Below are 13091 nucleotides of genomic sequence, written 5' to 3' on the forward strand. Positions count from 1 at the left end.
CACCACAAATGAGCCGTCACAGCTATGATGTATTTGGGTGGGGCTGTTTTTCCCACCCTTTACATCATATATCTTCATATAGTGTATGGAACAGATGAGTAATGCAGTGGGCTATTCTACAATGACAACGGCTGCACCTTCCAGCTGCGTTACCTGGGCGATATCTCCGACGGGGACCACGTGATCGACACGCCGCCTCAGACGGTCTATCTCAGCGGCAAGGAGCAGGAGGTCGTCAAGGTCTACTTTGGGAACAGCCCCAAGGGCTCCCTGCTGGTCAGGAAGGTCTCCAGCGACACAAGCCATGAGCCGCTTTCCGATGTGGAATTTTTCGTGACAGACAGCAGCGGCGCCGTTCTGGGCAATAACAACGGCAAGTTCGTGACGGACTCCAGCGGCAGCTTCCTCATCGAGGGACTGGACCCCAACACCACCGTGGTGGTCCGTGAGACCAGGGCGAAACCGGGCTACCTGCTGGATGAGACCCCGCAGACCGCCGTGATCCGGGCGGGGCAGACCGTCAGCCTGGAATTCCGCAACCAGCCCCTGGGCAGTCTGCGGATCTTGAAATTCGCCAGGGACGCTGCCAAAACACCGCTGGCGAATGTGCTCTTTAAAGTCACCTATTCCGACGGCCGGGTGGTGGATACCGGGAATGGGAAGCTCTCCAGCAATGGCCTGTACTATACGGATTCCGATGGTGAGGTCCTGCTCACCGGGATCGTAGGGACCGTGGTCGTGACAGAGATGGCCAGTATCCCAGGCTATACCATGGACGAAGACATCAGGACACAGACCGTCGTAGTCAATCCCAATGACACGCAGACGCTGTATTTTTACAACAAGCCCGTGGGCGGCGCTGAGATCATCAAAGTCAATGAGAACGACAAAAAAGAGCGCATCCCCAATACTGTCTTTGAGATCCGCAGGGCCGGGGATGACGCTCTGGTGGATACCGTGACCACGGATGAAAACGGCAGGGTATTCGTGACACTGGAGGACGGCAGCTATTATGCCGTTGAGATCGAGCCCAACAAGAAATTCCGCCTGGATTCCACGCCTCATTACTTTGAGGTCAAGGACGGGACGTGCGAGCCCGTGGTGGTGACAAACCGGAAGCTCAGCGGCATTCTCCTTCATAAGATTTCCTCCGCTGACGGCGAGGGCATCCCCGGCGTGGCCTTTCTGCTCTATGACAGTCAGAAGAATCCCATGGACCAGCAGACCACGGATGACGAGGGATATATCTATTTCGAGGATATCAGCTCCGGCCGCTACTATCTGCGAGAACTGGAAAATGAGGGCTATGTGCCGGACACCCGGTTGAGGACCGTCTATGTCACAGACGGGGCTACCACGGAGGTGGAGTGGGAGAACACACCCATCACCGGGCAGATTCAGATCACTAAAACCTCGGAGGACTACAACTCCATGAACGGCTGGCCCGCTGGGACGCCCATTCCCAACACCGTGTTTGAGATCTACTACTACCGCACCGGCAATCTGGCAGACACCATCAAGACGGGCAAAAACGGCGTGGCCGTCAGCAAGCCTCTGCCTTTGGGCCGGTATAAGATCGTGGAATCCAAGTCTGCGGACTTCTACGGGCTGGACAAGACCCCCATTGAGGTGGAGATCGAACATGCCGGGCAAATCGTGAAAGCCGTCATGACCAACAAGAGCCTGTATACTAACGTAAGCATCAAGAAAACAGGCTATGTGGAAGTCATGCCCGGCCAGGAGCTGCGCTATGACTTCTCCAGCATTGCCAACAATTCCACTACGCCGCTGACCTCCTTCTACTGGAGGGACACGCTGCCCGCCTTTGCCCAGCTCCAGAAAATCGTCACCGGTACCTACAACGTGCGGGGCAATTACAAGGTGGTCTATCAGACCACCCTCAGCAACGGCGCCTACCGGACCATGGCGGATAATCTCAGCACCCAGCAGAACTATGTGCTGGACGCCTCTCCCGCGGCTTTGGGACTTGCCTCCAATGAACGGATCACGGAGTTTATGGTGGTGTTCGGCGTCGTTCCCGGCAATTTCCGGCAGGTGGAGGCGCCCCGCGTCTACTGCACCGCCAGCAAGTGGCTGACGGGCGGCAGCACTATCGTCAATCAGGCGGACGTGGGCGGCGTCCATGACGGCCAGTGGATCATGGCCGCCTCCCGTTGGGTGACCAAGGTCTACAAGCCCGCCGAGTCCCTGCCCCGGACGGGGTACTGATCCCATCAGCACGAGGGCCGCTCCTGTCTGGGGCGGCCCTTGAAACATCTGATTCTGATACGGAGGCAAATATGAATCGAAAGAAATTCATTCGCACGCTCATCCTTGTCCTTGCGCTGACACTGCTCTGCTGCGCCCCCGCTCTTGCTGCGGGGGATGTGGCCAGCGCTGTGGAGAGCACCTGGAAGGACGCGGCGGCTCAAATCAAAACTGTGGTGGACAATGTGGTGTTTCCTGCATTGGACATGATCCTCGTCATCGCCTTCTTTGGGAAAGTGGCCATGGCGTATTTTGACTATAAGCGCCACGGCCAGTTTGAGTGGACCGGGCCGGTGATCCTGTTTGCATGCCTGGTGTTCACCCTGACTGCGCCCCTTTATATCTGGGGCATCGTGGGGATCTGACGCCTATGTTTATTTGGGATTTTGTGATCGCCACCGTTCTGGATAATCTGATCGACTGGCTCTATGGGCAGATCGTGGGCTTTCTGGGCAACTTCTTCGCCTCCATGGGAAACATGGGCGTGGAGCTGTTCGAGCTGAACTGGGTACAGGCTATTGTGCTGTTCTTTTCCCAGCTGGGATGGGCGCTCTTCGGCGTGAGCCTGGTGGTGTGCGCTTTTGAGTTCGGTATCGAATACTCCACGGGCCGGGGCAATCTTCAGCAGACGGCTTTGAATGCTATCAAGGGCTTTCTGGCGGTGAGCCTCTTCACTACCGTCCCGGTCCGGCTCTACGAGCTGTCCGTCTCCCTGCAAGGGACTCTGACTGCCGGAATCACCGGCTTCGGGAACAGCATCGGGACAGTGGGTCAGAATATTGTGGACGATCTGGCTGCCGTGGAGAGCATCGCGGACATGTCGGCGGTGACCCTGGACTTCGGCCTGGGCGTCCTCACCAGACCCATCATGCTTTTGTTCTGCGTCATCGTGATGGCCTACGCGGTGATCAAGGTGTTCTTTGCCAATCTCAAGCGGGGTGGCATCCTGCTCATCCAGATCGCGGTAGGAAGCCTCTATATGTTCTCCATCCCAAGGGGCTACACAGACGGTTTTGTGCAGTGGATGAAACAGGTCATCGGCTTGTGCCTGACGGCCTTTTTGCAGTCCACCATCCTGGTGGCGGGGCTAATGGTGTTCAAGGACCACGCCCTGCTGGGGCTGGGCCTCATGCTCTCCGCGGGCGAGGTGCCCAGGATTGCCGGGACCTTCGGCCTGGACACCACGACGAGAGCCAACATCATGAGCGCGGTCTACACTGCCCAGGCCGCTGTCAACACCACCCGCAGTGTCGTACAGGCGGTGGCAAAATGAGCAGCGCTATGGGACCCCCGCGCAAGCTCAGCGAAACGGATTGCGTGGAGAGAGGCGGAACAGCGGAGCGAGTGAATTCCCACATTTGTGCGGGAATAAGTGATGCGGAGCATGTGACGACGATGGGGAGTTTATTTGACGGGATCGGCGGCTTTCCGCTGGCGGCGATGCGGTACGGTATCCAAACGCTCTGGGCCAGCGAGATCGAACCGTTTCCCATCAAGGTTACCATGCGGCATTTCCCCAGTATGGCCCACAAGGGCGATATCACAAAGCTGCGGGGCAGGGAGCTTTTTCCCGTGGACATCATCTGTGGGGGCAGCCCATGCCAGGATCTCAGCGTGGCCGGAGCGCGTGCCGGTCTGTCCGGGGCCCGCTCCGGCCTTTTCATGGAACAGATCCGGATTGTGAAAGAGATGCGAACGGCGGAACGGGAACGGGGCCGCAAAGGTTCAGATATCCGTCCTCGCTGGTTTTGCTGGGAAAAGGTTCCTGGCGCATTCAGCAGTGGAACGCCCAAGGGCGAGGATTTTCGGATCGTACTGGAGGAGATTCTCCGCATACACGACGGCGGTGCGGCGGCTCCATATGCCTATCCCTGTACATGGCCGGATGCCGGCGACATCGCTATTGAGACTGGTTTCTCTCTGGCGTGGCGCTGTCTGGACGCCCAATTTTGGGGCGTGGCGCAGCGAAGAAAGCGCATTTATCTTGTGGCGGACCTCGCCGGTCCCTTTGCCCCGCAGCTCCTGTTTGATATGATAGGCAGAGAAGAAACCGTTGAAGGAACAACTGGGGATACCGTAAAGGAGCTGGCAGCATGAATATACATGAATTAGACGGTCAGTTGACCTTCCTTATTTGGGGATCATCCAGCGATGGCCCATGCAAAGCACCTGTGAAAGCAAGGCAAAAAGATCTGTCCGAGCTGGTCTCCATTCCATATTTCCATCTGGATCTCTCACCGGACCATGTGGATCTGTTCGGCAATCATTACTGGGAGCTTTGCTCTCCCTGGCGGGAAGACGGCCCGCCGCTGAACACCGGACCGGCCCCCAGAAAGCCGGTCCGATGTTCATTATCCGATATTCTGGAACCGGCCCCGGACTCCAAATACTATCTGAGTCAAAGAGCCTGCCTGGGCATTCTGCGGCGCAGCGATGCGCGGGGCAAACCGCTTCCGAATCCGTTGGAGGCGGCTCTGATGGTTCAGGCGGGTCTTTCTTCTATCCCGACTGTAAAGTCGGATTTGAAGGCTGGTCACATCACACAAAACGATGAAGAAATTTGTGGGTGCGGAGAGTCTATAGCTTTTGCGGCAAACCAGCGTGAGAAGGTGAATTGCCGCGAAGCGGCAAGAGAAGCCGCCCTGGGGCGAGAGGTCAGAGATCTGCATGACGATGCAAGTACACTGAGCGCTCAACCTGGTATAAAGCAACAGACCCTTATTGCCGGCTTTTCCGCAGGCGCCGGAGCCAAGGCCGGGAGTATCGGGTACTCGGAGGAGATCGCTCCCACCTTAAAGGGGACGGCCAGCGGCAACTGTATGCCCTCTATCCTCTGCCTCAATGACCAGGGCGGCAGCGTGATGGAGTGTTCCAAAGGTATATCCGGTACGCTGCGGGCCCAGGAGCACGGGCACCAGCCTCTGGTCCTGGCCAGCCAGCAAGGCGGAGCTGAGATCGACGCGGGGGTCTGTCCAACCGTCACTGCCGCGGCTGGTATGAGCGGCAACAATCAGCCGGTCCTGTTTGAGAATCATGGGATCGACGGGCGCTATACCGGCCCTCACCCAGTATCGCCGACATTGTCTGCTCGAGGCGGAACAGGTGGGAACAATCTGCCTTTGGTAGCAGATGAGTGCTGCATCTGTATTACCGGCAACGCCATTGACCGCCAGCCGCAGAACGGCGGCAACGGTATTGGTATCCAGTCTGACATCTCCTATACCCTGACAGCCACGGATCACCATGCGGTATTCTCCCGCCAGCGGGTGGATGTGTTCAAGGATGATGACGTGGCCTCTACTGAGAGCGCACGGCAAAATAGGTCCCCCGCCGCAATCCAGCGGAGCGATTGCGGTGGGGAAAGGAGCAGCAGCGGAATGAGTGAGCTCTCGCCAACAGGTGGGAGCGAAAGATACGGAGCATGGGGCGACGCGGAAAAACGCATCCACGACATGGGCTTCCGCGTCCGTCTGGCCGGAGAGCAGGACGTCAAGCGGCTCCTGGCGGTCTACTATCAGCAGGATGTGATGACGGAGCGGTTTGACAGCTTCGACGGAGAAAGCGCGGTGATCAACGATGGCTAAGAAAAAGCAGAGAAAGAAGAAAGCGCCGCCGAAGGCAGTTCCAAAGGTCAAGGACTTTCTGGACCTGATCGCTCCCGGCGCGGTGAAGTTCAACACGGACCACTTTATCTGCGGCAGCGCCTACCACACCACGCTGGCCCTGCGGAGCTACCCGACCACCACGGAGGAGCTGGCGCTGCTGCGGCACATCGGGGAAAAGAGCGGCGTGGACCTGACTGTCTATGTCCGTCAGGCCACCGCCGCCGAGGAGGAACAGATCCTCCAGAACGCGGAGAACAAGAACCGCATGGATCGGGGCAGCTCCAGCCGCATGAAGCAGGCCGTGACCGCCGAGGCCAACCTCCAGGACGTGGCCGCGCTGATCGCCCAAATGCGGAAGGATCGGGAGCCGCTGGTCCACTGCGCCGTTTTCCTGGATCTGTCCGCCAGGGACCCGGACAGCCTGCGGACCCTGCGGGACGAGGTGACAACCGAGCTGGTGCGGAGCAAGCTGGGGGCGGACAGCCTTTTGCTTCGTCAGCGGGAGGGCTTTCTCTCCTCCAATCCAGCCGGCCGCAACGCCTTCGGCTCCCAGTTTGAACGGGTGCTGCCCGCCAGCTCTGTGGCCAACCTGTTCCCCTTCAACTACTCCGGCAAGACGGACCCACAGGGCTTCCACATTGGACGGGACCGCTACGGCTCCAATGTGATCGTGGACCTGGACCGGCGGGCGGAGGACAAAACCACCGCCAGCGTCCTCATCCTGGGCAACAGCGGTCAGGGCAAGAGCTTTCTGCTCAAGCTCCTGCTGTGCAATATTCTGGAGAGCGGCAAGTCTGTGATCTGTCTGGATACGGAGCATGAGCTGGTGGATCTCTGCGCCAATCTGAACGGCTGCTTTATTGACCTCATGGCCGGACAGTACCGGATCAATCCTCTGGAACCAAAGCTGTGGAGCACGGAGAGCGACAGTGACAATGACGAGGCACCCGCCGCTTTCCGGCAGAGGACCCGGCTCAGCCAGCACATCTCCTTCCTGAAAGACTTCTTCCGCAGCTACAAGGACTTCACGGACCACCACATCGACACTATTGAGCTGATGTTGGAGCGGCTGTACGCCAAATGGGGCCTGGATGACAACACCGATCTCTCTGTCTTGATCCCTACGGATTATCCCATCCTCTCTGACCTCTATGACGTCATTGAGGATGCCTATCAGCACTATGACCGGGAGGAGCATCCGCTGTATCCCAGAGAATTGCTGCGGGAGGTGCTGCTGGGGCTCCACTCCATGTGCCGGGGCGCTGAAAGCAAGTTTTTCAACGGCCACACCAATATCACATCAAGCCGTTTCCTGGTATTCGGCGTGAAGGGATTATTGCAGGCCAGCGCCAACGTGAAAAACACCATGCTGTTCAACGTACTGTCCTTCCTCAGCGACCGCCTGCTGACGGTGGGGAATACCGCCGCGGCGCTGGACGAGCTGTATATCTGGCTGAGTAATCCCACCGCAATCGAATACATCCGCAACAGTCTCAAGCGGGTGCGGAAAAAGGAGTCCTCCATGATCCTGGCCAGCCAGAATCTGGAGGACTTCGACGTAGAGGGCGTCCGGGAGCTGACCCGGCCCCTCTTCGCCATCCCCACCCACCAGTTCCTGTTCAACGCAGGCAGTGTGGACCAGAAGTTCTACATGGACAACCTCCAGCTGGAGGAATCCGAGTTCGAGCTGATCCGCTACCCCCAGCGGGGCGTCTGCCTCTACAAGTGCGGCAATGAGCGGTATCTGCTGGAGGTAAAAGCGCCGGAATATAAGGAAGCGCTGTTTGGAAAGGCAGGCGGACGGTGATTTATCAGCAGAATTCTGGATGGACAGCCAAACGCTTTAAGCCTGGTTTGCTTCGCCAAAACGCCCGCTGAGCGGAGATTTGCTCCACAATATAGCCGTGGAGATTTCCGGGACTGTTCGAGAGCGGCATCAGCCGCTCCATTTCCGCTTGAATCTCGTTAGTCATAGAAGAAGCAAACTTTTGGGCACCCAGCAGAAATTCCTCATACGTTTTCTGACAGAGGGGGATATCCCCCTCCAGGGCGGCAGTCATAAACTGATTCCACCAGTCCCAGGGAATAAACCGTCTGGGCAGTTGGGCAGTAGCTTCCAGAAAAGCCCTGGGGCTGGACAGAGCACGATATTCCATGACGTGCTTCAAAGCCCGACGCGCCATGGCGTCAATCTCCTGAGCAAACGCCGCCCCATCTCCTTTGTAGCTTGCCCAGCCAGGTTCTCTGTCACCGGGAAACACACCGTTCCCAGGGTTCAAGGCTGCTCCTCTATTCCAAAGGTACCACGGCCCGATATTGAGACAGCTTCCTTTGCTGCACCAGTCGGCCTGGAACTCCACCACCGTGAAGAACCAGCCGTTATCATCTATCCAGGTTCGTGAGGAACCCCGTTGGAGCAGTCCCTCCGGCTTCAGTACTGCCCGGACAGCCTGTTTGAGGATTGTGTTATGGTTTTCTTCCATTCAGCATATTCCACTTCCTTAATCTTGTTTTAATTCATCATAGCATAACTGGTTTATTAGGAGCAAGTCAAAATCATTATGTAAAGGAAAAATACAGAAATATGAATATCATTGAACTGGAGCGGTGGAAACCCTCCGAAACAGACCCTCACAGACTGGAATACGCCGGCCAGCCCACAGCGCAGGAGGTGTTCGAGGAACTGAAGCACCGTCTGGAGGGCATGGGATACCTCCCGGACGAGTATTTTCTCATGGACAGCCACTGGGAGGATGGCCGGGAGCTCCCCAAGGGCGCCGACATCTTCTGCACCACCGACTACGGTGGCAGCGAGGGCGTGTACCTGGATGTCTACCTCAAGTGGTATGATGAAGGCCAGAAAAAGAGCGTCACCAGCAGCTTCATCACCGGCAAGACTTTGGGAGAGAACGGGAACGACCTGGACAGGATGTTCCTCATCTCCTCCGCCATCACCAAGGCGTTCCACGGCGACCACGCCGCCCACGCCCGGTACATGAAGATCGGCGGCTTTTCGGGGTCCCCATCGAAGCCCAGCGAAGCGGGTTCGATGGGGAAAGGAGGAGCAAGGGAGAGGGCGCAGTTTTCGCCGAAGGCGGAAACGGAGTTGAGCGGACTTTGCGACGATGCGGACACGGGCGGCTCGGTGATCCACCTGAGCCAGCGGGAGCAGAAGGTCATCATCGAGGCGCTGGTGGAGCAGCGGGAACGGCAGGAACAGGCTATGTCCCAGACCGAGCAGCTTCTGCGGCGCATGACCGGCAGCATTACGGAGTATGTCAATACTGTGGGGATGTGGCCTCTGCGCATGAGCGACTATGACAAGGCCGTCCTCGCCATCCAGGACGGCGAACTGTCCGCCTTCAAAGAGCTGTACCCCAAGGTACTGAAGGATCACGCGGACGATCTGCTCGTTGAGGCGGCGGGCAGACCCGGTGTGGTAGGCAGGCAGATGACGCTTCTGCTTTTGGAAAGCGTGGAACGATTTATGGAACCGGTCTACCGTACCGCCTGTGAAAAGGCCATCAGCATCAATGACCCGCGGAAGATATTCTTCCTGCTGGAGCAGGCAGGCGGTTATGTAGACGATCTTTCCCCGTCCTTCCACGGTGAGATGGCGAGCTATGCGTACCCGGATCACCGCTTCATCGCCAGGGAGATCGTCAAGCAGTGCAGCGGAGAACAGATCGCGGCCGCGCCGCCCCATCTGCTGGAACAGTTCGCTATGGACAAGGACTGGCATACGCTGTCCGCGCTGGTGGAGAAAGGGATCTCCGGAGGGCCAAACGCGGCAAGGACGCTCCACATGCTGACCTATCAGCAATCAGACCGCTGGATCGCGGAGGAGCTTCTGCAAAAAAGGATGTGGGTGGATGCCGACGACTATGGCGCGTTCCACGTCTGCGTCCAAAATGACGCTGTGGAGGTGTGCAAGCTCCTGCTGGACGGCGGCATGGACTTCGACGTCTACCAGCAGTGGGCGAAGAACCATCCAAGCCCCGGCCATGAGGATACCATCCAAGCCTTGGCGCTGCACTGGCAGGAGATCCAGACGGGGATGGAGCAGTCAGAGGCCCCAGAGATGGGAGGCCAGACCCTTGGCTGATCCTGTCTTGCTGGCAAAAGCCGCGGCCAGTGTCCTCTCCAACGAAAAAAACCGTAAGGCGGCGGGCTGGGCGCTGGCGGCGATCTTTTTCCCTGCCATCGTGCTGACTGCCCTGATCTGTTCCATCGGGGCAGGCGGCGCGGAGCACAACAACGCCGCCGTGTCCGCCTGCTTCTATGGGAGCAGCTTCTCTGAAGAAGTCCCTGCCGCGTTTCGCGGCCATGTAGCGGAGATGCAAAGCGCTTTCTCCCTTCTGGATTCGGCGGTACGTTCTGTCAACGCCAGCGCCGAGGGCGGCGGCCTTGATCCCATCCGGGTCAAGGCCGTTTTTTATGCCCTCTGCTTTGGGGAGGAGGCCCCAAGCCGCCGGGAGGCGGACCGGTTCGCCGGCTGCTTCTATGCTGCTGAGGAGCGTGTCCGCACAGTGAAAGTGGAGCAGGCGGACGGAACGATCACCACAGAGGAAGAAACCTACACCGTAAACATCCCCCTCCCGCTGGAGCGGGCATACGCCAACCTCGCCGCCCTGATGGGCCGGGAGATCACCGAGGATGACAGGAGCAACGCTGACCACATCTATGCTCTGGTTTCCGGCCCGGTGGGAGGCGGCAGCTATGACGGCGCGTACCTGCGGGGCGACGACCCCAGCGTGGAACTGGACGTCTCCGCCTTCACCGATCCCGGCACAAAGAACGCCGCAGACCTTGCTGCCTATGCCGTCCACGCCTGGGAGTCCGGGTGGGGCTATGTGTGGGGGACCTACGGCAATGTGCTCACGGAGTCCCTGCTGGAATACAAGGTCCAGCAGTACCCGGACGGCGTTGGAAACTATGAAGATTTTATCCGGGACAACTGGCTGGGCGGCAGGACCACCGACTGTGTGGGGCTTATCAAGGGCTACGGCTGGCTGGACCCAGAGTCCATGGCCATCTGCTACGGAACTAACGGGATGCCGGACGTCGGCGCCAACCAGATGTACCGCTCCTCCCCGGTATCCGGCCCCATCTCCACCATGCCCGACACGCCTGGACTCGCCGTCTGGATGGACGGCCACATCGGGGTGTACATCGGCGGCGGCGAAGTGGTGGAGGCCAGCAGCACCAGGAAAGGCGTGATCAGGACCAAGCTGGCCGGCCGGGGCTGGACCCACTGGCTGGAGGTGCCATACATCCATTATGAGTAAGTAAGGAGACATTTGCTATGAACTTTGAAAAGGAAAATGAGATCCGCGTTCTGCTGATAGAGGCAGGGGCACTGCCCAGGGCGGCGGCGATCCCCAACACGCTGGAGGCGTTCCAGCAGGCGGTGGGCGGAACCATCGAGGCAGTGGAGCTGGAGGACGGCGTCTGCCTCATCTGCAATGAGGAGGGCAAGCTCCTGGGCCTGCCTGCCAACCGGCGTGTGGGCGGCGACGTCATCGCCGGGACGTTCCTCATCGCAGGCGAGGCGGACGGCGAGTTCCGCTTCCTCCCGGACGCTGACGCGGTACGCTGCGCGGAGCGGTTCGTCCAGCCCCTGCCGGACCGGGTCGGCCCCACCCGTTGGGAATTTCATGTGATGTAAGAGGAGGATGTTACGATGGAGAACTTGACCGTCACTCTGCCGCTGGACGCGGAGCGGCTGCGGGCGCTGGAGATCTATCTGCGTCAGGAGAACACCACGGTGCAGAAATGCATGGAGGCCGCTCTCCGGCAGCTCTATGAGGAAAAGGTGCCGGAGCAGGTGCGCTCCTACCTGGAGGCCCGCGCCGCTCCTCAGCATCCAAAGCGTCCGTCCCGTCCCAGGCCGAAGCCGCCCATGGCAGTGAAAACGAATGAGGAGGAGCAGACATGCGCAGCAGAGAAATAGCCCTATGGATCGATGAACGCTGGTACGACGCGCTGAGCCGCTGCCTGAAAGATGAAACAGTGGAGGACAAACTGAACGACTATCTGGACGAGCTGGTCAATCAGTTGCCCCTCCATGTGTACGAGCGCATCAGCGCGGAAATCTGGCAGGAAGACCAGCAGGCCAAACTGGAGGAGGAAGCTTCCCGTGTGTTCTCCGTGTTCCATATCCGTGAGAATGGTGAGGACCGCTTTCTCCAACTGGAGCGCGGCGTGGAGTTTCTGGAGGCCGCCCGGCTGCTGCGCTCCTGCCTCCGCGCTGGAGACGGTGCGTCTGGATATGAGAAACTGCTCCGCCGACCGGAGGAGATCACCGCGGAACAGTTTCAGCAGATGGCGGTGACGCGTATGGAGAACACCGGCAAGGTCACGGGAGCGTTCAAGCTGGACTTTGACAGCCGGCAGTTCTCCGCCCTGCACATCATGGACGGATGGAAGGTCTACCGCATGAAGGATGTGTCCGCCGCGGCCTATCACGCTCACCGCAAAGCGTACAGTTCCGAGCGGGAGCGGTGGAGCCGCTTCCTCAATCATCTGGACGGCAAGGCACTCACCCGAGATGTGCCGGAGATCATTCTGAAAGGACAGCGTCCGTTGAATGCCGCGGATATTTCGTTCTCAGACGAGATCATGCAGAACGACAACCTGCTGGAGTTCTATATGGACGTCACCTTTGATCCGGACAAGGTGTTCGGGACTCACGTTTGCACCGCGGAAAATGACAACTACCTGAACCTCTATGCCAGCTACGATATGGAGTCCGGTCAGGTGTGTGATGCGCTGACTGTGATCCTCGTCCGCAATGACGGTGAGGCGGAACTGACGTACCCGCTCAGCGAGGCGGAGCGTACCGCTGTGCAGTTCAAGATGGATGAATACTGCCAGCAGCGGCTGGGCCATGGCCTTACAGAATGCCAACAGGAGTATCTGGCGGAGGAGCAGGACGCGCAGGAAGAAATCACACAGGGGCCGGCACTGACCCTGTGACCAGCGCCGCTGCCCCCTGTGCCGCCCCGTGTGCCCGCCGGCAGACGCAGGTGGGGCCGGGATGCCCCCACCCTATGAGAGACCGTGCTGGAGCCGCTGTGCCCAACTTGGACAGGCTGCAGGTTTGCGCTCCATCGGGGTGGACCGAGGGGACGAAAGTTGTGCAGCCGGCTAAGGGTTTGTCAAGTATAAAAACACAGAAAGTACTGAATATTTCAGAGGGTAAAAAGGGCGCAGGGA

The 13091-nt window shown here is 58.9% G+C and carries 11 protein-coding genes and 1 pseudogene; 11 read left to right on the forward strand and 1 reads right to left on the reverse strand.

The features are described from left to right. The first annotated feature begins 180 nt into the window (after positions 1–180). The 6 genes and pseudogenes from Q0Z69_RS14955 (at position 181) to Q0Z69_RS14980 (ending at position 7680) form a co-directional block, all read left to right on the forward strand. Positions 181–2229, forward strand: coding sequence for a collagen binding domain-containing protein (locus tag Q0Z69_RS14955; RefSeq protein WP_367272333.1), 2049 nt, complete (start codon positions 181–183; stop codon positions 2227–2229). A gap of 71 nt (positions 2230–2300) precedes the next feature. After that, positions 2301–2633 carry a DUF3852 domain-containing protein gene (locus tag Q0Z69_RS14960; RefSeq protein ID WP_298035202.1) on the forward strand — a complete coding sequence of 111 codons (333 nt, stop codon included), beginning with the start codon at positions 2301–2303 and terminating at the stop codon, positions 2631–2633. 5 nt (positions 2634–2638) lie between these two features. Further along, positions 2639–3541 carry a conjugal transfer protein TrbL family protein gene (locus Q0Z69_RS14965; RefSeq protein ID WP_298035203.1) on the forward strand — a complete coding sequence of 301 codons (903 nt, stop codon included), beginning with the start codon at positions 2639–2641 and terminating at the stop codon, positions 3539–3541. Positions 3542–3663: 122 nt separating this feature from the next. Next, positions 3664–4299, forward strand: a pseudogene (locus tag Q0Z69_RS14970) (DNA cytosine methyltransferase); the annotation flags it as partial. A gap of 62 nt (positions 4300–4361) precedes the next feature. Further along, positions 4362–5852 carry a hypothetical protein gene (locus tag Q0Z69_RS14975; RefSeq protein ID WP_298035204.1) on the forward strand — a complete coding sequence of 497 codons (1491 nt, stop codon included), beginning with the start codon at positions 4362–4364 and terminating at the stop codon, positions 5850–5852. Then, positions 5845–7680 carry a VirB4 family type IV secretion system protein gene (locus Q0Z69_RS14980; protein WP_298035205.1) on the forward strand — a complete coding sequence of 612 codons (1836 nt, stop codon included), beginning with the start codon at positions 5845–5847 and terminating at the stop codon, positions 7678–7680. The genes Q0Z69_RS14975 and Q0Z69_RS14980 overlap by 8 nt, the downstream gene beginning before the upstream one ends. A gap of 4 nt (positions 7681–7684) precedes the next feature. Here the strand turns inward: Q0Z69_RS14980 and Q0Z69_RS14985 are convergent, their stop codons facing one another. After that, entirely contained in the window at positions 7685–8356 is a 672-nt protein-coding gene (locus Q0Z69_RS14985; protein ID WP_298035206.1) for a hypothetical protein, read from the reverse strand. Between the two features lie 101 nt (positions 8357–8457). Between Q0Z69_RS14985 and Q0Z69_RS14990 the strand changes: the two genes are divergently transcribed. Genes Q0Z69_RS14990 through Q0Z69_RS15010 form a run of 5 tightly spaced genes read left to right on the forward strand, consistent with a single transcriptional unit; the run spans position 8458 to position 12851 of the window. Next, positions 8458–9978, forward strand: a complete 1521-nt coding sequence (locus tag Q0Z69_RS14990) for an ankyrin repeat domain-containing protein (RefSeq protein ID WP_298035207.1) — start codon at positions 8458–8460, stop codon at positions 9976–9978. Next, complete coding sequence (locus Q0Z69_RS14995) at positions 9971–11161, forward strand: hypothetical protein (protein ID WP_298035208.1); 1191 nt, start codon at positions 9971–9973, stop codon at positions 11159–11161. The genes Q0Z69_RS14990 and Q0Z69_RS14995 overlap by 8 nt, the downstream gene beginning before the upstream one ends. A 17-nt stretch (positions 11162–11178) precedes the next feature. After that, positions 11179–11541: a DUF3846 domain-containing protein gene (locus Q0Z69_RS15000; protein ID WP_298035209.1), complete on the forward strand. Its 363-nt coding sequence runs from the start codon at positions 11179–11181 to the stop codon at positions 11539–11541. A gap of 15 nt (positions 11542–11556) precedes the next feature. Next, complete coding sequence (locus Q0Z69_RS15005; RefSeq protein WP_298035210.1) at positions 11557–11826, forward strand: DUF6103 family protein; 270 nt, start codon at positions 11557–11559, stop codon at positions 11824–11826. Further along, on the forward strand, positions 11808–12851 hold the full coding sequence (locus Q0Z69_RS15010) for a hypothetical protein (protein ID WP_298035211.1): 1044 nt from the start codon (positions 11808–11810) through the stop codon (positions 12849–12851). Before Q0Z69_RS15005 ends, Q0Z69_RS15010 begins: the two co-directional genes overlap by 19 nt. Positions 12852–13091 lie beyond the last annotated feature (240 nt).

This window comes from uncultured Dysosmobacter sp., from assembly GCF_947631165.1.
Lineage (GTDB): Bacteria > Bacillota > Clostridia > Oscillospirales > Oscillospiraceae > Oscillibacter.